Annotated in this window: 19 protein-coding genes and 3 tRNA genes; 11 read left to right on the top strand and 11 right to left on the bottom strand. The window is 36.7% G+C overall.

The genetic code is table 11. The features are described 5' to 3' along the window. Nucleotides 1-15: 15 nt before the first annotated feature. Both ACSLUO_RS04670 and ACSLUO_RS04665 read right to left on the bottom strand, forming a co-directional pair. Nucleotides 16-1,602, bottom strand: coding sequence for an ABC-F family ATPase (locus tag ACSLUO_RS04670; protein ID WP_448246625.1), 1,587 nt, complete (start codon nt 1,600-1,602; stop codon nt 16-18). A 102-nt stretch (nt 1,603-1,704) separates the two neighbouring features. After that, nucleotides 1,705-4,002 (bottom strand): YgiQ family radical SAM protein, encoded by a 2,298-nt coding sequence (locus ACSLUO_RS04665; protein WP_448246623.1) that lies wholly within the window; start codon nt 4,000-4,002, stop codon nt 1,705-1,707. Nucleotides 4,003-4,353: 351 nt separating this feature from the next. Here ACSLUO_RS04665 and ACSLUO_RS04660 point away from each other — a divergent pair, with 351 nt between their 5' ends. Next, nucleotides 4,354-5,568 carry an EAL and HDOD domain-containing protein gene (locus tag ACSLUO_RS04660; RefSeq protein WP_448246621.1) on the top strand — a complete coding sequence of 405 codons (1,215 nt, stop codon included), beginning with the start codon at nt 4,354-4,356 and terminating at the stop codon, nt 5,566-5,568. A gap of 75 nt (nt 5,569-5,643) precedes the next feature. Here the strand turns inward: ACSLUO_RS04660 and rrtA are convergent, their stop codons facing one another. Beyond that, nucleotides 5,644-6,252, bottom strand: a complete 609-nt coding sequence (rrtA, locus tag ACSLUO_RS04655; protein WP_448246619.1) for a rhombosortase — start codon at nt 6,250-6,252, stop codon at nt 5,644-5,646. 228 nt (nt 6,253-6,480) lie between these two features. On the opposite strand from rrtA, the gene ACSLUO_RS04650 reads away from it, so the two are divergent. Together ACSLUO_RS04650 and ggt are read left to right on the top strand one after the other, a co-directional pair. After that, entirely contained in the window at nt 6,481-7,086 is a 606-nt protein-coding gene (locus ACSLUO_RS04650; protein WP_448246618.1) for a tRNA-uridine aminocarboxypropyltransferase, read from the top strand. A gap of 24 nt (nt 7,087-7,110) precedes the next feature. Beyond that, nucleotides 7,111-8,904 (top strand): gamma-glutamyltransferase, encoded by a 1,794-nt coding sequence (gene ggt, locus ACSLUO_RS04645; RefSeq protein WP_448246616.1) that lies wholly within the window; start codon nt 7,111-7,113, stop codon nt 8,902-8,904. An 88-nt stretch (nt 8,905-8,992) separates the two neighbouring features. On the opposite strand, the gene ACSLUO_RS04640 is transcribed toward ggt, so the two are convergent. The 3 genes from ACSLUO_RS04640 to ACSLUO_RS04630 all read right to left on the bottom strand — a co-directional run bounded on the left by ACSLUO_RS04640 (nt 8,993) and on the right by ACSLUO_RS04630 (nt 13,050). Beyond that, complete coding sequence (locus ACSLUO_RS04640) at nt 8,993-9,421, bottom strand: hypothetical protein (RefSeq protein WP_448246615.1); 429 nt, start codon at nt 9,419-9,421, stop codon at nt 8,993-8,995. 149 nt (nt 9,422-9,570) lie between these two features. Then, nucleotides 9,571-10,536: a cysteine synthase A gene (gene cysK, locus ACSLUO_RS04635; RefSeq protein WP_448246614.1), complete on the bottom strand. Its 966-nt coding sequence runs from the start codon at nt 10,534-10,536 to the stop codon at nt 9,571-9,573. 150 nt (nt 10,537-10,686) lie between these two features. Next, on the bottom strand, nt 10,687-13,050 hold the full coding sequence (locus tag ACSLUO_RS04630) for a carbohydrate binding family 9 domain-containing protein (protein ID WP_448246612.1): 2,364 nt from the start codon (nt 13,048-13,050) through the stop codon (nt 10,687-10,689). 268 nt (nt 13,051-13,318) lie between these two features. Between ACSLUO_RS04630 and ACSLUO_RS04625 the strand changes: the two genes are divergently transcribed. Beyond that, the gene (locus tag ACSLUO_RS04625; protein WP_448246610.1) at nt 13,319-14,050 is read left to right on the top strand and encodes a DUF599 domain-containing protein; all 732 of its coding nucleotides are present in this window, start codon (nt 13,319-13,321) and stop codon (nt 14,048-14,050) included. Next, complete coding sequence (locus ACSLUO_RS04620) at nt 14,050-14,541, top strand: DUF2919 family protein (RefSeq protein WP_448246608.1); 492 nt, start codon at nt 14,050-14,052, stop codon at nt 14,539-14,541. Before ACSLUO_RS04625 ends, ACSLUO_RS04620 begins: the two co-directional genes overlap by 1 nt. Before the next feature lie 48 nt (nt 14,542-14,589). Here ACSLUO_RS04620 and rnhA read toward each other — a convergent pair whose 3' ends face one another. Then, nucleotides 14,590-15,048 carry a ribonuclease HI gene (gene rnhA, locus ACSLUO_RS04615; RefSeq protein WP_448246868.1) on the bottom strand — a complete coding sequence of 153 codons (459 nt, stop codon included), beginning with the start codon at nt 15,046-15,048 and terminating at the stop codon, nt 14,590-14,592. Nucleotides 15,049-15,202: 154 nt separating this feature from the next. Between rnhA and dnaQ the strand changes: the two genes are divergently transcribed. From dnaQ to ACSLUO_RS04590, 5 genes are all read left to right on the top strand, one after another. Beyond that, entirely contained in the window at nt 15,203-15,934 is a 732-nt protein-coding gene (dnaQ, locus tag ACSLUO_RS04610; protein ID WP_448246607.1) for a DNA polymerase III subunit epsilon, read from the top strand. Then, nucleotides 15,922-17,238 (top strand): TIGR03503 family protein, encoded by a 1,317-nt coding sequence (locus tag ACSLUO_RS04605; protein WP_448246605.1) that lies wholly within the window; start codon nt 15,922-15,924, stop codon nt 17,236-17,238. The genes dnaQ and ACSLUO_RS04605 overlap by 13 nt, the downstream gene beginning before the upstream one ends. A gap of 192 nt (nt 17,239-17,430) precedes the next feature. Further along, nucleotides 17,431-17,507 (top strand) — tRNA-Asp (locus ACSLUO_RS04600). 25 nt (nt 17,508-17,532) lie between these two features. Then, a tRNA-Asp gene (locus ACSLUO_RS04595) sits at nt 17,533-17,609 on the top strand. Between the two features lie 31 nt (nt 17,610-17,640). Next, nucleotides 17,641-17,717: transfer RNA gene (locus ACSLUO_RS04590), tRNA-Asp, on the top strand. A gap of 868 nt (nt 17,718-18,585) precedes the next feature. Here ACSLUO_RS04590 and ACSLUO_RS04585 read toward each other — a convergent pair. Next, nucleotides 18,586-19,182, bottom strand: a complete 597-nt coding sequence (locus ACSLUO_RS04585) for a peroxiredoxin family protein (protein WP_448246603.1) — start codon at nt 19,180-19,182, stop codon at nt 18,586-18,588. Nucleotides 19,183-19,416: 234 nt separating this feature from the next. On the opposite strand from ACSLUO_RS04585, the gene ACSLUO_RS04580 reads away from it, so the two are divergent. Continuing rightward, nucleotides 19,417-19,596 carry a hypothetical protein gene (locus tag ACSLUO_RS04580; RefSeq protein WP_448246602.1) on the top strand — a complete coding sequence of 60 codons (180 nt, stop codon included), beginning with the start codon at nt 19,417-19,419 and terminating at the stop codon, nt 19,594-19,596. Here ACSLUO_RS04580 and ACSLUO_RS04575 read toward each other — a convergent pair. The 3 genes from ACSLUO_RS04575 to ACSLUO_RS04565 all read right to left on the bottom strand — a co-directional run bounded on the left by ACSLUO_RS04575 (nt 19,593) and on the right by ACSLUO_RS04565 (nt 22,293). Next, complete coding sequence (locus ACSLUO_RS04575) at nt 19,593-20,534, bottom strand: transporter substrate-binding domain-containing protein (protein ID WP_448246601.1); 942 nt, start codon at nt 20,532-20,534, stop codon at nt 19,593-19,595. The genes ACSLUO_RS04580 and ACSLUO_RS04575 overlap by 4 nt on opposite strands. A 68-nt stretch (nt 20,535-20,602) precedes the next feature. After that, nucleotides 20,603-21,034, bottom strand: a complete 432-nt coding sequence (gene trxC, locus ACSLUO_RS04570; RefSeq protein WP_448246599.1) for a thioredoxin TrxC — start codon at nt 21,032-21,034, stop codon at nt 20,603-20,605. Further along, complete coding sequence (locus ACSLUO_RS04565; protein WP_448246597.1) at nt 21,034-22,293, bottom strand: valine--pyruvate transaminase; 1,260 nt, start codon at nt 22,291-22,293, stop codon at nt 21,034-21,036. Before ACSLUO_RS04565 ends, trxC begins: the two co-directional genes overlap by 1 nt. Nucleotides 22,294-22,316 lie beyond the last annotated feature (23 nt).

Below are 22,316 nucleotides of genomic sequence, written 5' to 3'. Positions count from 1 at the left end.
GCGATTTAACCTAATTTACGCCTGCGACGCTAAGTATTCGTCGTAAGTACCAGCAAAATCTTCGTATCCATCGGCTTTTAATTCAATGATACGGGTAGCTAAACTTGAGACAAATTCACGGTCATGGGAAACAAAAACAATCGAGCCTTCAAACTGCTCTAACGCCATGTTTAATGATTCAATTGATTCCATATCTAAATGGTTGGTTGGTTCATCCATGACTAAAATATTTGGCTTTTGCATCATTAACTTGCCAAATAACATTCGACCTTGTTCACCACCTGAAAGAACTTTTACTGATTTATAAATATCGTCAGCGGAGAATAATAAACGGCCTAAATAGCCACGAATACTTTGCTCATCATCTTCAGGTGTGCGCCATTGGCTCATCCAATCAAATAAGGTTTGGTCTTTTTCAAATTCATGAGCGTGATCTTGCGCGTAATAACCAATCTTATGATTTTCAGACCATTTAAACTCACCTGAGCTGGCTGCTAATTCCCCCATTAAGGTGCGTAATAAAGTAGTTTTACCGGCACCGTTTTCACCAATAACCGCTATTTTTTCACCAACTTCCGCCATGAGGTTAATGTTTTTGAATACTTCTAAATCGTCAAAGCTTTTGCTCAAGTTTTCAATTTCTAGTACATTTCTAAATAATTGTTTTTCTTGGGTAAAACGAATAAACGGATTAACACGGCTTGACGCTTTTACCTCAGCAAGTTGAATTTTATCAATTTGTTTGGCACGTGAAGTGGCTTGTTTAGCTTTTGAGGCGTTGGCAGAGAAACGCGCAACAAAGGCTTGTAGTTCACTGATTTGTGCTTTTTTCTTGGCGTTATCAGCCATTAATTGAGCACGTGCTTGGGTTGAAGCCAGCATGTATTCGTCGTAATTACCAGGGAAAACACGTAATTCACCGTAATCTAAATCGGCCATGTGAGTACAAACACTGTTTAAAAAATGTCTATCATGGGAAATAATGATCATGGTTGAGTCACGTTGGTTCAAGGTTTCTTCTAACCATTGAATGGTGTGAATATCCAAGTTGTTGGTTGGCTCATCGAGTAATAAAATATCAGGATCAGAAAATAGCGCTTGTGCTAATAAAACACGTAATTTTAAACCCGGCGCTACTTCACTCATTAAACCATAATGGGCTTCTACCGGAATACCGACACCCATTAATAATTCACCAGCGCGACTTTCAGCGCTGTAACCGTCCATTTCGGCATACTCTGATTCTAAATCACCAACGCGCATGCCGTCTTCTTCACTCATTTCTGGTAAAGCATAAATGCGATCGCGTTCTTCTTTTACCGCCCATAACTCTGTGTGTCCCATGATCACTGTATCAACCACAGAATAGTTTTCAAAAGCAAACTGGTCTTGGCGTAATTTACCAATGCGCTCGTTTGGATCTAAGCTAACGTTACCTGAAGTTTGCTCTAAATCGCCACCTAAAATTTTCATGAAGGTTGATTTACCACAACCGTTAGCACCGATTAAACCATAACGGTTACCACCACCAAATTTTTGTGAAATGTTTTCAAATAAGGGTTTGGCACCAAATTGCTGAGTAATATTATTTGCGGTTAACACAGTAAAGTTTTTCCTTATGGCTTTGTTTTTCGTAATATCTTAATAAATTTTGTTTATTACCTTAGTTAACGAACGCTAACTAAGGTAAATGAAATATGTAAATTAATGCTTTTTCTTGCCGCTATTTTTTTTATTTGGCTGACGGTCACCAAATTGATTATCGCTAAAGCGGGTTAAGCCTTGTTTACCGTTTCGGGCTTTATTTGAACCAAATGCACGCTTTTGGCCGGGTGATGTTTTATTACCACGGGCATTATTTTTGCCTTTAGCTTGGCTTCTATTTAAGCGTAAGTTTTCTTCGCCACGCGTTTCTGCGGGCACTAAACATTCAGGTCTACTACCAATAAGTTTTCTCGCCAAGCCCATTTTAGCAAGTGCTTCACGGATGATCGGCCAGTTTACTGGATCATGGTAGCGTAATATCGCTTTATGTAATCGACGTTGAATTGTGCCTTTTGGCACAGGTACCGAAGCACTGTTACGTTTTACATTTCGCAGTGAATCTATTTCTGTATGATAAAGGGTTGTCGCATTAGCAAGCGGTGACGGATAAAAGTTTTGTACTTGATCTAATTTAAAGTCATTTTCTTTTAACCACAGTGCAAGGTTTATCATGTCCATATCGGTTGTGCCCGGATGAGCTGAGATAAAATATGGGATAAGAAATTGCTTTTTGCCTGCTTCTTTTGAGAATTTATCAAACAGTTTTTTAAAGGCGTCGTAACTGCCCATACCTGGCTTCATCATTTTGCTTAATGGGCCTTCTTCAGTATGCTCAGGGGCAATTTTTAAATAGCCACCAACATGATGGGTGGCCAGTTCCTTGACATAATCAGGATCTTCAACGGCAAGATCATAACGAACACCTGAAGCGATCAAAACCTTTTTAATGCCTTTAACCGCACGGGCTTTACGGTATAAATTAATGGTTGGGGTGTGGTCGGTATCTAAATGACCACAAATGGTTGGCCAAACACACGAAGGTTTACGGCAAGTAGCTTCTGCTTTTGGACTTTTGCAACGTAGTTTATACATGTTGGCGGTTGGCCCGCCTAAGTCAGAAATTACGCCAGTAAAGCCGGGTACTTTTTCTTTAATATCTTCTATTTCTTGTAAAATAGATGCTTCTGAGCGACTTTGTATAATACGGCCTTCATGCTCTGTAATACTACAAAAGGTACAACCGCCAAAACAGCCTCTCATAATATTAATCGAGGTTTTGATCATCTCATAAGCGGGAATTTTAGCATCACCGTAAGTTGGGTGTGGTACTCGCTGATAAGGCAAGCCAAAAACACCGTCCATTTCACTTTCACTTAGTGGGTACGCTGGCGGATTTAACCAAATAATACGATCACCGTGTTTTTGAACCAATGGCTTTGCGGAACCTGGGTTAACTTCTTGATGAAAAATACGCGATGCATGCGCGTAAAGCATTTTGTTGTCTTTAACCTGCTCAAAGGTTGGCAAGTTAATATAAGTGGTTTGCCAAGGTTTATCTTTTTTTTCCCAAGTTTTATTACGGTATTCTGAAAGCTCGATAGGCTGTGCTGTTTTTGTGATGTCTTTTTCAGGTGTGATGGTTGTTACCGTATTCTCGCCTTTAGCTTGCTCTGTTGCACAGCTTTCAGTGGAGGTGGTATCAATATAAGGACTATGAATAGGATCGATTTTACCCGGTTTATCAATAGAACGAGAGTCAATGCCTTTCCAACCGGGTAAAGCATGTTTGGCTAAAAAGGCGGTACCACGAACATCAGTGATTTCTTTGATGTTTTCACCGCGGGCAATACGATGGCTTACTTCAATAAGTGGGCGTTCAGCATTACCGTAAATAAGAATGTCGGCTTTGGCATCAAATAAAATTGAACGACGTACTTTTTCTGACCAATAATCGTAATGTGCAATACGGCGTAAACTGGCTTCAATACCACCAATCACAACTGGCACTTCTTTGTAGGCTTCTTTACAACGCTGAGAGTAAACTAATACAGCACGATCTGGACGTTTGCCACCTTCGTTATTTGGCGTGTAGGCATCATCATGGCGGATGCGACGTTCAGCAGTGTAGCGGTTGATCATTGAATCCATGTTACCGGCAGTAACACCAAAATATAAATTAGGTTGGCCTAAGGCCATGAAGGCATCTTTTGATTGCCAATCTGGCTGCGCAATAATGCCAACACGAAAGCCTTGCGCTTCAAGCATTCTGCCAATAACGGCCATGCCAAAGCTTGGGTGATCAACATAAGCATCGCCAGTAACTAAAATAATATCGCAACTGTCCCAACCAAGTTCATCCATTTCGGCACGAGACATAGGTAAAAAAGGTGCTGAACCATAACATTCGGCCCAGTATTTAGGGTATTCAAATAGTTCAACTTCCGGTAATGGGATCATGAGTTAGCCTTAAAAAAAACAAATATAGTCGCCGTATCTTTATGAGTATGATTTACCCGTATGCTTTAAGTTAAATAAGCATTTTTAGCTAGTACTTTTTAATCGCCGATTTATCGGCTTAGCGTCGCGTTATTACCGAGTAAAAAGGTTAATCATTCATTAAAAATAGTTGGCGCGCGATTATAGCAAAATATCTGGCGAGGGTGGTGGAAAATAATGTGATTAACATGAGGAATTATATCGGTTTCAGTAATAAATAAAGAAAACAGCACTTTGTGCTTTTAAATTTAACAATAAATAGGGTATCTTAAGAAGTATCAACTTTTCCTTTTAACATTTGTAATTATTAAAATGTATAGTACTTACACTGCACGCCAAGCGATATTTGATCGCAAAAACAATGTCATCGGTTATGAATTATTATTTCGTGACAGCGAAGAAAATCAATTTCCTGTTATAGATCCTGACATTGCGACATCAAAGTTAATTATTCAAAATCACTTACATGATGATATTACCGCGCTATGTTTAGGGAAACCTGCCTATATTAATTTTAATGAACAATGTTTGATTAATAAATTTCCCTTAATGTTCGATAAAAACTCTGTTGTTATCGAGTTAATAGGGCATCAGTCAACCAGTAAACGGTTATTGAAAATTTTGCAGTTTTATCATGAAAAGGGCTACAAAATTGCCTTAACTGAATATGACTTAGACAGTAAGTGGGATGTGTTATTTCCTTATATTTCAATGATAAAGTTGGATATGAGTGTAACTAATGCGAAACGTGTTTTTCCATTGTTAGCAAAAGTTAAAGAGCATAATATTCAGTTAGTTGCTGAAAAAGTTGAAACTCGCTATCAATTACAGTCGTTAGCGGAAGTTGGCTTTAACTATTACCAAGGTTTTTTCTACCATGAACCAGAAATCATCAAAGGGCAAACATTAGCGCCAATTAAAACGCAGATGTTGAGCTTGATGAGTGAAACTTTTAATACGCCGATTAACTTTGATGCGATTGCTGAAATTATTAGTCATGACGTTAATTTGTCAGTTGGTTTATTAAAAATGGTTAATAACGTGTCAACTGGCGTGCGGGTTGAAATTAAATCATTAAAACAAGCGGCGGCTTATTTAGGTGAAGATAAACTTAAACAGTTTGTTTCAATTTTAGCGTTATCACAGTTAACTTCTGAGAAAAATGAAGAAGCAGCTAAACAAGCCTTAATTACGGCTAAGTTAATGACGGCCATTGCGTCTGGTCAATCGGTATTTAAAAGCATCACTGACTTAGCCTTTATCACCGGTTTATTAAGTTCTATTGATGTAATTTTGGGTATGCCGATAGAAGAAGTTGTAACCCGTTTACCTATGGATGAAACCATCAACAAAGCCTTAGTTGAGCATGCCGGTATTCTTGGTGAATTATTAACCTTGTGTTCAGATTACATTGTTGGCAATGGTAAAAATCTTAAGCAAATGATGGAAACTTATGACATTAGTGCTGATTTTATTCAAAAAGAATTTGTCAACGCGAGTAACTGGTGTAAATCATTAAACATATAGTGACTTAGCTCATAATAAATTAATCAAAAACGAATTGTAAAAACAATTGATGAAAACGCTGACGGGTTAAACCTTTCAGCGTTTTTTATTATTCTCGGTTTTTGTAAAACATAATGTTAGCCCAAAAAAGACGACGCCAGAAACAGCTCCCCATAAATGTGCATCAACGGCAACATTAGCTTCAATAAGTTTAGATATATCTGTACCGGCACCATAAATTTGTTCGTGCGTTACTTTAATGATAATGCCCAGTAATAATAAGTAACCGGACTTTAATTTATCACGAATGTCCATTAAAGCTCCCCAGATAAAAACACCATGTAAAATACCGGATAAACCGACATATTGAATAAGCTCGGGCGAAAAATTAAATAACCCTATGGTCACAAATAATGCAGAAAATAAGAATAATAAAAAGTAGTTTTTACTTTGATAATACTGACCATGTAACGACCATAACAAAACTAACCCTGCAATGTTGAGTAACAGATGATTGAGGTTAGTATGAAAAAAATGACCGGTAATTAAGCGCCAATACTCATGTTCAATAATTTGATCTCGGTTATAAATTAATAATGAGATGAGAGAATCTTCAAATAGATAAGCGAGTAGCGCTAAGATTAATATACTTAGCACAGGTAAGATTTGGCTTGGTAACAGCGGCCAGTGTTTAGCTTGAGTCATGGTTTTGCTGGTCAACTCTAGTTAAGTGAAACAGGTAAAAAAATGAGTGTGTTATTATATTAATGTTACTGATAATCAGATGGTTATCATTACTTATAAGGTTATTAATACTTTGGTTTATTGATGTTTTTTGTTGTTATGTCTGCATTGTAGCATAACTCTTTAGTCGGTCGAGCAACGGCTGATGTTAACTGATATAATAATTTTTTTACTTTCTTATGAGTACTTATGTCGCGTAAAGTTTGTCAACAATGTCAACGACCTAAAGTAAGCTGCTTGTGTGCCTTTGTTACCCCCATAGATAACAAAATTGAGGTGGTTATTTTGCAGCACCCAAGCGAAGTGCAGCAAGCAAAAGCAACAGTACCGCTGTTATCAAAGTCGTTAACACAATGTCAGGTGATTGTTGATGAGGACTTTAGTCACAATGAACAATTGAATGAGTTGATCAGTCGTTATGGCCAACGTTGTTTATTACTTTACCCTAGCGAGCACGCCATTGAGATGAAGCATTTAACACAAGATGCTAATTTCGACCTCGATAATATTTGTTTGGTTATTTTAGATGGCACCTGGAAAAAAGCTTATCGGATGTTAATGTTATCCACCAATTTACATCAGTTGACGGCAATTACTTTACCGGCCAATACCAAAGGCCAGTATCGCATACGTAAAACGGCTAAAAACAATGCGCTGTCAACATTAGAAGCTTGTTATCATTGTTTGAAGTTTTTAGAAAATGACGACAAAAAGTATCAAGTGCTAATCGATAATTTTGTTAAATTTAACGACTTTCAGTTATCCTTTGTTCCTATTGAACATCACCGAAAATAATGCAACCAATTCAAGGTTTTAAAAATGATTAATCGACACTGTTTTGGTAATTTAGCTTGGCTTTTTATCTGCTTTTCGGCTTTATTATCGTCATCATTATTCGCGCAAGAGCAGAGACAAAAACCTGCACAAGAAATAAGAGAGCCAGAAGCGGCAACCGGCTTTAGTCAAAAGTCTAGGGTGGTTGGTCAGCAATATATGGTCGTTGCGGCGAATCCTTATGCCAGTAAAGCAGGAGCGAATGTTTTAGCTAAAGGAGGGAGCGCGGTGGATGCGGCAATTGCCATTCAAATGGTATTGACCTTAGTTGAACCGCAATCTTCAGGGATTGGAGGTGGTGCTTTCATGTTGCATTGGGACAAAAAAAATAAACAATTAACCTCATTTGATGGCCGAGAAACGGCCCCTCAAGCAGCAACATCGGCATTGTTTTTAAATGACGAGGGTAAACCGGTATCTTGGCTTGATGCGGTTGTTGGCGGACGCTCTGTTGGAGTACCAGGTGTGCTAGCCGCATTACATCAAGCTCATCAACAATATGGTAAATTGGCTTGGCACGAATTGTTTGAGGATGCGATTCAATTGGCAGAGCAGGGATTTGTTGTATCACCACGATTAGAAAAGTTAATTGCTGTTAACTTTAATCCCGGAATACAAAAGCTTGAGGTAATAAAACAGTATTTTTATCCTGACGGTAAGCAAATTCGTGCTGGTGATGTTTTAGTTAATAAGCCACTTGCTAATGTGTTTAAAAGTATTGCTAAGCAAGGGGTTAAGGTTTTTTATCAAGGTTGGTTAGCTGAAAAAATAGTAAAGGCGGTAAATAATTCACCAATAGCTCCGGGTAAATTAGCCTTAAGTGACATGAAAAATTACCAAGCCAAACAAGTAGATGCTGTTTGTGGTAGTTATAAAGAACATCAATTGTGTGGCATGGCACCACCGAGTTCAGGAAGTATTGCAGTCATTCAAATTTTAAAAATGTTAGAACCGTTTCAACTGCAAGATAAAGCGGTTAATGGTTTAGATGCTATTCATTTATTTACTCAAAGTTCACGTTTAGCTTTTGCTGATAGAGATAAATATATTGCTGATCCAGCATTTACTCAGGTACCGACAGCGGGTTTATTAAACGATGTTTATTTAAAGCAACGGGCGCAATTAATTAATCCACTTAATGATATGGGAAAAGCGGTCGCTGGTCAGCCAACGGGAGCGCTAGCTTATGCTAATGATCAGGCTTATGAATTACCCTCAACCAGTCATTTTTCTATTATTGATCGGCAAGGTAATGCTGTATCGATGACATCAAGTATTGAAATGGGGTTTGGCTCGGCTTTGATGGTGGAAGGTTTTATTCTTAATAACCAATTAACGGATTTTTCATTAAAGCCAGAGGTTGATGGTAAGCTGGTAGCTAATCGTGTTGAAGCGGGTAAACGACCAAGAAGCTCAATGTCACCTATGATGGTATTTGATCGTGAGGGCGAATTAAAAATTATTATCGGTTCACCTGGTGGTAGTCGAATTATTAACTATGTTGCTCAAACCTTGATAGCTATGCTGGATTGGCAGTTAGAGCCTCAGCAAGCGGTTAGCTTAGCGCATGTCACCAATCGCAATAAAATAACAACGTTAGAAAAAGGTACTGAATTAACTAAACTTGCTGATGCTTTAACATTAAAAGGGCATCAAGTCGCCATTAGAGATCTCAATAGCGGCTTACATGTGATTGAAGTAAAAGAAAATGTTGATGATAAAACGTTACTTATTGGTGGTGCCGATCCGCGCAGAGAAGGGCAAGTGTTAAGTGATTAATCTCTGACTTGGAATAGCTTTAGTCAAATAATAAAAAACCGTCTGACGACGGCTTTTTATTAATAACTTCTTGGTGTTTAACTCATTGTTAAAATGGGTCTTTCAATATTTTATCAATAACCCAGCCACTTTTTTGTTGTACTAGAGAAACCCGTTTAATGTCTTTAATTCTATTTTCATTATAAATACCGTCAAAATATAAAATAATTTCAGCGGAATCTTTAAACTGCTCTCTTACTTTTACGCCGCTATCGTCAGGATTAATTTTAACGCTGTCATATTTCATATTAAATAAATGACGAGCGACGGCCTGTGGTGATTTGTAATGTAAAATTATCCGTGCAAGCTGCGGGCTACAAACAGAAGCGGCCTTTTTAACATCTTTTTTGTTATAAAGGGCATCAAAAAAAGCAATAGCGACATCTTCAGGATTATCTATTTCGGTAATTTTTTCCTCAGAATTACAAGCTGTTAACAATAGGAAAAAACTCATTAAGGCTATTTTTATATAAGGCATGGGATTAATACTGTAGAAAATATATAACTTAATAGTAAGGGGTTTTAATCATAAATTCTAGTTTTTGGATAAGAAAAAAAGGCGCAATTAGCGCCTTTTTTCTATAAGTAACAACAAATTAACAATAAAAGTTGTTAAATGTTGGTATTTTATTGTACTAATTCTTTATCAGAGAATGTTTCACCAAATAATGGGCTTGATAAATAACGCTCTGCAGAACTTGGTAAAATTACCACAACATTTTTACCGGCATTTTCAGGACGCTCAGCAATGCGTTTAGCAGCAACAACGGCAGCACCTGAAGAAATACCAGCTAAAATACCTTCTTCTTTCATTAGGCGATGCGCCATAGCCATTGCTTCATCGTTGGTTACTTGTTCAACAGCATCAACTAAATCTAAATCTAGGTTGCCAGGGATAAAACCAGCGCCAATACCTTGAATTTTATGTGGTCCAGGCGTTAGATCTTCACCGGCCATTGCTTGGGCAATTACTGGTGAGTCAGTTGGTTCAACAGCAACTGAAGTTACATTTAAGCCTTTTTCAACTTTTAAGTATTTTGAAACACCAGAAATTGTACCACCAGTACCAACACCAGCAACGAAGAAATCAATGTTGCCATCAGTATCGTTAAAGATTTCAGGACCCGTTGTTTTTTCGTGAATTTCAGGGTTAGCAGGATTATCAAATTGTCCTAATAAAACGTATTTTGGATCTGATTCAGCGATTTCTTTTGCTTTTTCAATCGCGCCTTTCATGCCTTTAGCGCCTTCAGTTAGCTCTAATTTAGCACCTAAAGCAGCTAATAATTTACGACGCTCTAAGCTCATTGTGTTTGGCATAGTTAAGGTGATGCCATAACCACGCGCAGCAGCAACAAATGCTAAAGCAATACCAGTATTACCACTGGTAGGTTCAACAATTTCTTTACCAGCCGTTAAAACGCCACGTTTTTCTGCATCCCAAATCATGTTTGCGCCAATACGACATTTTACGCTGTAGCTTGGGTTACGTGATTCAACTTTAGCAAAAACATTGCCCGAAGTGACACGGTTAAGTTTTACTAATGGGGTATTACCGATTGATGTAGAGTTGTCCTGGAAAATATTCGACATGTTCAAATCCTATGGATTGTTGTTATTAGCCCTTAAGAGTAGTCTCTTAAGGAAGAAAAAGAAGTGATTTTTCGTTATAAGATATATGTAAACAGCATGTGATAAAAGTGCTTTTTAGGCTTAAATACAAAAAAGTGGTGGAAGCAACGTTTAAGGCATCCATGCGTAGCTAATTTTACTAAAAAATGTTTTATTTTCTTTTTTCAGTTCAAACAGCTCATCATCTTGATAACTATTATCTGAATACCCTAAATAAAAGACCGTTTGTGGGTTGATTTTATAAGAATATATTAACTGAGTTGATAGTTCTTTTTTGCGTTTATTAAATAACTCAGAAGGGTTGTTGTCGAGGTTTCTTTTAATATCACAATAAATAATGCTTAATTTTAGGCGGCTGTGAGCGTCAAATTGGTAACTGATCCGTGAATCTATCAACATAGCTTGATAAACATTACTATTATCAGCCTCTAGCTCACTGTTCAAATGGCTTAATTCAATTTCTAATTGTGGTGTTAAGTACCAAGAAAAATAACTTTCGAGCTCATTTAATTTTCCTAAGCGATTATTAATGTAATCAATTTTGTCACCCTTGTTATAATTGAATTCAAGGTATAAGTCGTTTGTTGGTTTGAAATGACTTGATAACGCTAAGTCTTTTAACGAAAACTTCGTTGTATTGTCATCAATTTGGGTTTTTGAACGATCATGTCTTAAGCCCACTTCATCAGATAAGGTATAAGTGAGGGTAAATTTTGATAAGTAAGGACCATCAACGGAGGTAGTGCCTGAAAAAAAGCGTTCAATTAATTCATTGTTCTCGTTGTGTTTTATATCCCAAGTAGCCGATACATCAGCTTTTTGCCAATATTGTGAGTTTTCACTAGCAAAAAATTTACGATTAATTGATAACGAATCATGAATAATGTCGGCACGTGGCATAAAACCTAAATCAGCACGAAAATTTTCGCCTATTTGCTGGTGGCTCGCATCAATATCCCAATACTCGGAGCGATGTTGGAAATCTATTTTCATTGCTTGATCAGAAAAAGCCCCTTGTTTAGCACGCTTTACCTGTTCGTTATAGGGACAGTTATTAGCAAAGCAAGCGGCTTTTAATTGTTTAACACAAGCATCACCAGTACAAAAATCTTGATAAAAATCATCTGGGTATTCGGTTTCTGAATTAATAATCTGTGCGTGTATGCTATTTGATTCTGTTAGCTGATATTTACCATCAAAGCCGGCAACATAATTATGATATTGTGATGCTTGTCTGAGGGTTGAAATAAAACCAAAGGATATGTCTTTGTTGACATCGTAGCGATATTTTAATGCGGCGGCCTGACTAGTGTCATCAATATGAGCAATTTCAGAACTTAGGTTTCCCGGTAAAATAAAATTAGTTTGTTGGTCTTGAGAGATAAAAACGCCGTACGTATGATTATTTTCAGCGCCAGTAAGCTTAAGGCCATAATCTGGGTCGGTTATGTTTCGGGTATAAATAAGATCAAAGTTGCTGGCAAAATATTCGCTGTTATCAAGAAAGAATGGCCGTTTTTCATCATAATTTAACGAAAAATTTTCATTAACATTTAATTGTGCGGCATCACTTTCTATAAAAGAAAAGTCAGGGTTAATGGTGGCATTTAAGAGGGTATTACTGGTGATCCCCCAGCGAAAATCTAAGCCGGCTTCAATTTCTTTGTTATGATGCCAATTATCGTTAGCATCATAAATATCACGTGTTTCTTCACTTTTTACGACTAACGAAGGAGTTAACATGATATTTTTAGCGGTGCGAGCCGTTTTAAAGCCTTTTGCTTTTGGGTATTGGCAGGTTTTACAGGCAATATCTTTGTTGAGCTTTACATGTGAGATCCTTAACCAAGTCTCTCTAGGGTAAATTCTAAAGAGTTCTATTGGCCAAGATTTTACTTCATCTGATTGTTTGAAGTTTAATATACGAAATGGAATTTCCATTTCAACAATATAACCATTATCAGTAACACGACCATAAGAATGCCAAATACCATCCCAAAGATCATTTTTTTCATCAGTGATATTATTTTGTATTGAATCCATCTGCATACCTAATGGATTAACAATAAATTCATAATTCATGCGGTTATTATTTTGGGAGTCGAGCTTAATACCAACAAGGTCGTCATCCCAGCGGGTATCACGATCACCATAATAGCTTTGAATATCTTCAGGGTTAGGATCTTCAGCAATAAATGCAATCAATAAAGCCTTACCATTTTCAACTATTTTTACTTGTGTATTAACGGGGCTTGGCGTGTTGTTCCAAGGAAAATTGACCAAGTTTAAGTCAACAACATTCGCTTGTTGCCAAATATCTTCCGTGAGCTGGCCATCTAATACAATGTTGCCGGAAGCATGGGGAATATCTATGTCTGATTGAGTGGCGAAGGATTTGTTACTTGCAATAAAAAAAGAAATTAACATGATAACAAAAGCCACAAAAAATTTGTGTTGGTATCTTTTGCCGCTCATCCATAATCCTTTCTTTTATTAGTATTTTTTTAAGGGCGTGATTGTGTCAAAAATCATGAAATAATTCAATCTATTGGCGGTTTTATTAACATATTTTGTTACAAATAGGCGCTGGCGCAGTCTCAGCTTAAATTTATCCATTAAATAAAGTCCCTTTAATGGCCAAAAAAGTGCTGATTGTACAGGATAAAACTATTTTGAGTCGGCACTCGAATCTAGCGCATAAATTTAGCATAATGTTGTTATTATTTTTTTGTTGTGATTATTCATGCCTTTTAGTTTTTTAGATAGCTTAGCACTCGTTATTTTTTTATCTTGTTGGATGGGCTATAGCAGTTTTGCTTGGCGTAAGTCGAAAACCACCAATTGTATTGCTTATTGTTTACAGCAGCATCGTATTCATTGGATGCAAGAAGTTATGACTCGAGATATTCGAGTTAGTGAAGCAGCGTTGTTGGGTAACTTAGAACGTAATATTGCTTTTTTTGCCTCGAGTACATTACTTGTTTTAGCAGGTATTTTAACTTTATTTTCACAAGTAGAGGCTTTTGAAGATGTGATAAAGTCAATTCCTCATTCTGAATTTAGCGGTCATGCAGTGACTCAAATAAAGTTAACCTTAATGGCGTTTATTTTTGTTGTTGCTTTTTTTAATTTCACTTGGTCAATGCGCCAATATGGTTTTGTTAATGTGATGATTGGGGCAGCGCCTATTGATGAACCAGGGTTAAATGAAAACTTAAAAAAATATGCTTATCAAATAGCAACTATTCAAGATCAGGCTGCCCATTCTTATAATTATGGTTTACGGGCTTATTATTTTTCCCTCGCCGCCTTGTGTTGGTTTTATCATCCATTATTGTTTATTTTGGCAAGTCTTTTAGTGGTAGCCACTTTATACATGCGAGAGTTTAAATCAACGGCGGTTAAAGCACTGACTAAAGGCCAATATTATTTAAATGTTGAACGTGAATTAAAATACCCTGCAAAAGATAACTAATGGCTAATCAAGATTACTTAAATTATACCATCAATGATTTTGATAATTTTGATTGCTTAAAATTATCAAAAGGCATTTATTTGTTACTGCTTTTTATTTTACGAGGTTATGTTGTTTGGTTAATTTCAGTGGCCAATATGCAAGATCATACCAGTTTTTTAGCTCTGGTTTTCCCTGATACCTCATTGTTTTATTTGAGTTTATTTTCGGGGAGTATTGGCTTATTAGTGTTGTTATTAATAAGCTTGCGACGGCCAAATGCCGCCACTTGGGTACAAGCTTTGTGGCCTCATTCTAACTATTTATTTATCGCAGCGTTATTGTTTGATTTTTTTGTCACTCTTTATGCTTATTATATTGAACTGTTTAGTTCATATTATTGGTTGTTAGCACAATTAACGTGTGTGCTGTTATTTAGTGTTTATTGTGTTTGTTCAAAAAGATTAGCGATTAATTTGAGGGAGTTTCCAAAACCGTTACCTGACAAGTAACGGCTAGAGCTGTATGGTTGTTTGACGATGTAAATAGCTCTGACTATTTTAATAACCTTCATCAACTGCTAAATTTTTACCTTCAGCAGCGTTTCTGGCTAAATCATCACATCGCTCATTTTCAGGATGGCCTGAATGACCTTTAACCCAACACCATTCAATAGTATGTCGTTGATTTTCTTTATCAATCAATTGCCATAAATCCACATTTTTAACTGCTTGTTTGCTGGCTGTTTTCCAGTTGTTTTTTTTCCAATTTTTCATCCATTGGGTAATACCTTGGCGAACATATTGGCTATCTGTGGTTAATTTAACTTGGCAAGGTTCTTTTAGAGACTGCAAAGCTTTTACTGTTGCTAACATTTCCATGCGATTATTAGTGGTAAGTTGATAGCCACCAGATAATTCTTTGCGATGGCCTTTATAAACTAAAATAGCACCATAACCACCAGGACCGGGGTTACCTAAACATGAACCATCTGTATAAATTTCTACCTGTTTTGTCATTGTTAACATGAATAATCTTTTGCTTTGTCGTGGTTTAATAGTACCTTAGGCATGTATATTACGCGACTATAATTATCTGCTATGTTATAAAAATACCCGTATAATACCGTCAGTTTTTTATTTTTAACCTATTTTATTTAAGTTAAGGAATACCGTGAGTAACGACCAACAAAAAACAGAAAGATTAATTATTCTTGATACCGAAACTACGGGGATTAATCCTCATGAAGGTCATCGTATTGTTGAAATTGGCTGTGTTGAAATGATCAATCGCCAATTAACCGGTCGAACTTATCACGTTTATATCAACCCACAATTCCAAATGGAACAGGAAGTTATTGATATTCATGGTTTAACTAATGAATTTTTGGCAGATAAGCCGTTATTTGAACAAGTAGCGCATGAATTTATTGAGTTTATTCGTGGTGCGGAATTAGTTATTCATAATGCGAAGTTTGATATTGGCTTTATGGATCATGAATTTAAAATGGTGCGTGGTCAGCAGTTACCGTTAACTCAAGATATATGTACGGTTACGGATACCTTAAAAACCTCAAAAGATGAATTTGGCTCGCCTAAAACGTTAGACTTTTTAGCAAAACATTATCGTGTTGATGGTTTAGTTGATCGTACTTATCATGGCGCATTAATTGATGCGCAACTATTAGCTTTTGTTTATGTTGAAATGACTCGTCGGCAGGAAGTGTTAAATCTTGCTGCCAGTGAAAATGATGAGCACGGCAATAATGCTAATACAATAAGGCGTTTACCTGTAGATCGCCCAGCGCTAAAGGTTATTCATGCTACTGCCGATGAAGTAATAGCCCATCAAGAAAGATTATCAGTTATTGCTGAAAAAGGAAGTGAACCATTATGGCAAAAATAAATGCAATATTACCCTTAAAGCTAATATTGCTTAGCTGTCTTTTATATAGTGTTTCAGCGTCAGTTATTTCCCAAGAAAAAATCACCGAACTTAACTATTACGAAGACGATAACATTACTAATCAAATTCCTTATTTTGATAACCGTTTTCGTCTGGATGCTAATTTAGATGAAATTACTTTATTGTTTTATCGTGTTGCTGGCGCACCGCCGGTGATTCTTGTGCGTCCTGATGGCAGTAAATTAAAAGTGAATAACTATGATCATAAAAACGTTGAATGGTTTGATGATCGCACGTTTGATATGGTGAAAATTAAAAAACCTATGCCTGGGCCTTGGCAAGTTATTGGCAATGTCTTACCCAATAGTAAAATTATGGTGTTAACCGATATTCGATTAGAAGTAGAGCCATTACCTGAGGTAATTTTAGCCGGTGAAACGTTAAAAATTGAAGCGAGCTTACACAATGGTACTAAAGCCATTGAACAGCCAGCTTTTCGAGAAGTCGTTAAACTAGATGTTGATTTTTATAGTACTAATAACTCAGATTATGAGAACTTTGGTGCTGATGCTGTCAAGTTAACCTCATTTAGAGATGACGGCCGTGACCTTGATGAATATGCGGCTGATGGCAAGTTTACTGGTGAATTTGAGTTGAAAATTGCCTCAGGAGAATGGGAACCGGTATATTCTGTTAAATTACCGATGGCGGAGCGTAGGCTAGCACAAAAGCCTATTATTTTGAGAAAATCTCCGGTGACTATTTCAGCTGAAATAACTCAAGATGAACTTAGTCAGCATATTATTACATTAAAAATAGACAGTACTTATGTCAAACCTGAATCCATGCTCTTTCAAGGGAAAATCACTTTTCCCGATAAACAAGTTGAACCTTTTTCTATAATGGAAGGTGAGGGCGGTGACGATCCCGAAAGCCGCATTATTAAATTTGGTTATACTGAGCCAGGTATTCATCGATTAAATATTAATGGTTTTGGTGAAACAATACATGGCCGTGAATTTCGTTTAGTACTGCATGAATTTACCTTTAATGTGGATAGTAATTCAAGAGAAGCCTTTGTTCCGTTAGATGTTACTGACGAGGCAGCAGTGAATAATGCGTTGATGGAAAAAATAGCACAGCAATCTCAAGCAGCAGAGCAAGCACTTGCAGAGTTAAAAAATGAGCAGCAAGCGCAACAAGAAGCAAGAGAACAATTTCAATTAATAATTATTATTGCCGGAAATGTTTTACTTTTTGTGATTGCTGTTATTGGCTTTTGGTTATTTCGCCGAAAAAAATAGTTAACGTTTTGATGAGAATATGGCTTAATTTACTTTATTATGTTCGTAAATTAAACGAATTGTTCACCAATTGCGCTGACGAGTGTTTTTATTAAAAAACTATGAAAAAAGAGGTTGACTGAACGCCAGCATAACCGTATTATTCCCGCCGCATTCAACGAGATACTGTTGAATTGTCAGATTTAGTGTCGCGGAGTGGTAGTTCAGTTGGTTAGAATACCGGCCTGTCACGCCGGGGGTCGCGGGTTCGAGTCCCGTCCACTCCGCCAATTAAATCAGACGTTTTCTCATAGCGGAGTGGTAGTTCAGTTGGTTAGAATACCGGCCTGTCACGCCGGGGGTCGCGGGTTCGAGTCCCGTCCACTCCGCCACTTGTTTCAATAATAATACATCCCCTATAGCGGAGTGGTAGTTCAGTTGGTTAGAATACCGGCCTGTCACGCCGGGGGTCGCGGGTTCGAGTCCCGTCCACTCCGCCAATACTTGTCTCATTGTTTCTGATCGTTATCATTTACTTATTAAACCTTTACTAAGTAAAAAGCCTAAGCAAAAACCTAAGTTAAAAATAAAAAACTAAACGCAATAAAAATTAAATGTTCCTTATTTAATTTGTTTCTATTTTCTTCATTTACTGTTATTCATTAACTTTTATTTATTCCTTATTTATCATCTAAGTAGTTCATTTTAACCCGCACAAGTGGGCAATAATTTAATGAAATTGGGATAAAATATAGCTCAGTCTTTGCCGTGATTAATAGCTTGCCAATTTATCTTAATCCTCATTAACCAACACTTTTAGCTTAAATGATATTTCGTTTGTAAGACATAACTTACAAAGATGTGCGAAATGGTTGAAATATTTATTTGTAAACTTTAGTTTTTGAATTTAACTGTTTGTTTTTAAAGGTTAAAATTTAAATTTTTAAGGTGATAAAAATATTAAATTTAATTTATTGTTCTACGGTACCTAGGTTAAAAATTTAATTACTCTAATATTAACCATGTCAGGACGACATAGGATTTACGAAAGTGCAGGAAGCGCTTAGCTAAGGAAAGTTAATGGAAAAGTCAGGATGACTTAACATATAAGGAAAAAGCTAGGATAGCTGGTCAAGGATTGATAGGTCAGGATGACAACAACTATGGAAGGTTAGGTAAAGGACGTAATAAGGGACATATTCACTTTAGGACGAAGTGAGCAGCATGGATGATGCTTTCAGAATTTTACTTCTGTAATAAAAAAATACGACCATTGGTCGTATTTTTTTATGCCTGTTATTTATCTTTTTGAGATATGCCGTCGGCTAAACGCAGCATTCACGAGTTCTATCGATTTACACCAAGTTTTTATTTTAAATAAAATTGGGCAAATTGCTCTAATGATGCATGATTAGGATCGGAAAAATGTGCTGTTTTTAATACCTTTCCATCAGGCGCGATAAAAACCACAGCAGGCGTTCCTCGAACATTATAAAGTTCAGCGACATCATCACCGTTTAGCAAGGCATCAAATTGATAGTCATGATTACGCCAATAAGTTTTAGGTTGCCAGTCTTCTTTAATATTTATGGCAAACACGGTTAAACCTTTGGTGCGGTACTTTTCATGAAGTTTCGCAATGCCAGGGAGTAACTTTTTACAATAAGGGCACCAAGTTGCCCAGAATACTAAAATAACAGGCTTACCTTGATAGTCTGACAATCTTATTTCAGTATCTTCGGTATTTTTTAGTAACCAATCAGTGCCTTGGTAAGAATTGTCTTCTACCGCCTTTTGTTCGTTAATTTGATAAGTTGCTTGAGAGCGAGTTTGAACAATATTGTTAGCGAGTGAATTGCTCGAAAACACTGTGCTCGCCATCATTAACAAAAACAAGCTTAAGTTTATATTGCGTTGACCGATACCGGAGGCGCTGTTAATCATTTTAAGGGTTAGTTTTGTCATCGTAATCTATTACCATCGTTTTAATATTAAAAGGTATGCAAAGTGGTATCGGTCATTATTCACCTTACTGTATTGTTTGCATTAAACCCAATTTCGCATTAATTAATCGAGCATTGTTTATAAGACCTAAGCATAGTCGTTTAACTTTCATTTGGTTGTCATCACCTCGTCATTTTATTTACTTAATTTGAACTTAGCTTGAATAACTTTAGTCTATTTTTGAGGAAAATTAGTATGGCGATCATTAAATGGGATAGCGCGGAGTTTTTAGAAAATGAGAACTTGGTTGAATTTAATAATAGAAAACAAGGGCGGCAGCGTAATCGAAAATGGCGGGAGAATGAACAGATTAAACAGCAACAAAAACCACGCCGTGAAAAAATAACTTTTCATGACGATGAGCAATGGCGTTAATTGTTCTGAGGTTGATAACGAATGTTAAAGTCTTTTGGCGTAAACCAAAGAAGATGATCATTAGGATCGGCATTGTTATTCAATAGCGGATTCGCAATTGGTAGGTATAACGTGTTTTGTTCATCTTTCAGTGGATAAATATGAGCGGTTAACGGATGGCTTTGCATCAATTGATCTATTTCGTTATTTACAGCTAATAATCTTAAGCCTTCTTCTATCCATTGTGCAAGAGACTCATCTTTTTTGTTAGTAAAGAAATATACAGCAAAGGGATAATGTAAAATTATTTCATGGTAAGGCATTAATTCACTAAATAAGGCTTTTCTAAGAAATAAATCATTGTCGGTATCATGATAGCCTCGCGGGAAATAATCACAGCGTTTAGCATTTAACATTCTAAAAATATTTTCGTAAGTCGGTGTGGTGATCACCTTTAAATTTGCGGCTTGCAATATTTGAGTATCTGGCCAATGTTGGCCTTGGCATGCGGTTAATGTGCGGAGATCATCGAGGTTTTTAATGCTGTTAAAAGTTGTTAATGTGTCTTTGCGAATAATAAACTTTCGATAACCTATTAAACCTTTAGTGGTGGGGATAGGAATAGCTCGTAATTCTTCTTCCATTTCAATACTGGTGCCAAACCAATATAAGTTGATAAGTTTACCTTTTACTAATTCTGCTTTAGCTCGACCTTGAGACATTTGCACCGTACTGTTAATTTCGGGGATAGCTCTGCCGTGGGCGGCTTTTTTTAAGGCCATTAATAGCAATGTTTGATGATAATCTTGAGAAAGATCGTAAACTGATCTTGCTTTAGGGATATTGATGGCTGGTATCGTTTCTGATACCGGCTCTGCAAAAAGGGGGACAATAAAAAACAAGCCACTAAAGGCAAAATACGGTAATTTGAGTTTTTTGAAAAAAACAGAAATTTTCAAATCTTAGTCCCTAAGCCAATCAGTAAATAAAACGGTAAGTAAACGATTATAACGTGATTTTAGCAAGCTTACGCAATCTTCTTAATATTACTGAGCAGCCATTGTTTTAATTGTGCTTCATTTAAGCCTCCCGAAATACGATCGATTTCTTTACCTTGATGGAAAAATATAATGGTTGGGATGCTACGAATATTGGCTTCTGCGGCAATTTTTTGAGCTTGTTCGGTATTTAATTTAGCAAATAATAAACTTTCAGATGCTTGTGCCACGCGCTCGTAAATAGGTGCCATGTTTTGACATGGGCCACACCAGCTGGCCCAAAAATCAACAACAACCGGTAAATGATTACGTTCAATATAAGGGTAAAAGGTGTTATCGCCTAAAGGCACGGCAGATAAACTATAAATAGCTTGTTGGCATTTGCCACATTTGGCTTGAGTATGGTTTTTATCGACTGGAATTCGATTAGTGGTAAAACAGTGGCCACAAACAATATTCATTAATTATTTTCCTTGTTATATAAAAGCGATAATTCATCAGCAATCAGCTTAATACCGGCTTTCACTACTTTTTCATCTTGGGCATAAGAAACGCGAATACATTCGTATTTGTGCTGCCAATTATCATCAATACCAATAAAAAAATCTTCACCTGGAATAATTAATACGCCTTTCGCTTTTAAGCGTTGATAGAGTTCTTTTGATGAAATAGGCAAGCCTTCAAACCATAACCATAAAAAAATCGCGCCTTCAGGTTTATGGATTTTAAAGGGTAAATCACCTAAAGCAGATTTAAACCAGTTTACCGCTTGTTGAGCTTTCTGCTGATAAAATGGCTTAACAATATTGGTTAATTTACCAATGTCGTTGTTAGCAAATAAATCTTTGGTGAGTGCCGGGCCTAAATTCCCACAAGCAAGATTAGCAATGGTATTCGCGCTGGTAAAGTCTTGAATAAACTGCTCGTTAGCAACAACAATACCGGTTCTTATGCCGGGTAACCCCAACTTAGATAAACTTAACGCTAGGATAATATTGTTATTCCAGTAAGGTTTAGCATCAGTAAAGAGAATGTTTGGAAACGGTAAACCATAAGCACCATCAATAATTAATGGAATGTTGGCACTGTTTGCGATCTCGTTTAGGTGTAATATTTCTTCATCTGTAATGACGTTACCCGTTGGGTTTGTCGGTCGCGATACGGATAAAGCAGCAATGCTGTCATCAATGGTTAATTGCGAAAAATCAACATGGTATTTAAAAGTGTGTTGGTCAATTTCTTCAATTGTTGGCAGAGTGGAGGTAAAAAAACTATCGCTTAAGCCAGCATCAGCATAGCCAATGTATTCGGGCGCTAAAGGAAAATGGATGGTTTTTTTTGAACCGTCCGGCATTTCTCCTGCTAACATATTATAAATGAGGAAAAAGGCCGACTGGCTACCGTTAGAAATGGCGATATTTTTACTACTGATCTGCCAATTAAATTGTGTTTTTAAATAACTAGCTAACTGTTCACGAAATTCTTTTTCACCTTGTGGTGATTGATAAATGCCCAATAAACTATGCCGTTTATCTTCATCGTTCGCGATGTTTTCAAGTTTGCCTTGAAAAAAATCTTCTATTTCAGGTACACGGCCAGGGTTGCCGCCCCCCATAAATAACATCTCGGGATTTTCATTTAAGGCGGTGCCTAAATCATCCATAAGATCAACAATGCCTGATTTAGCGGTGAATTTTGTACCAAAAGCCGAATAGTTCATTTATTTCCTAAATAAGTCGCTAA

The sequence above is a fragment of the Thalassotalea agariperforans genome (genome assembly GCF_053470345.1).
Note: the sequence above shows the minus strand (reverse complement) of the source record. Positions and strands in the feature narration are given on the sequence as shown.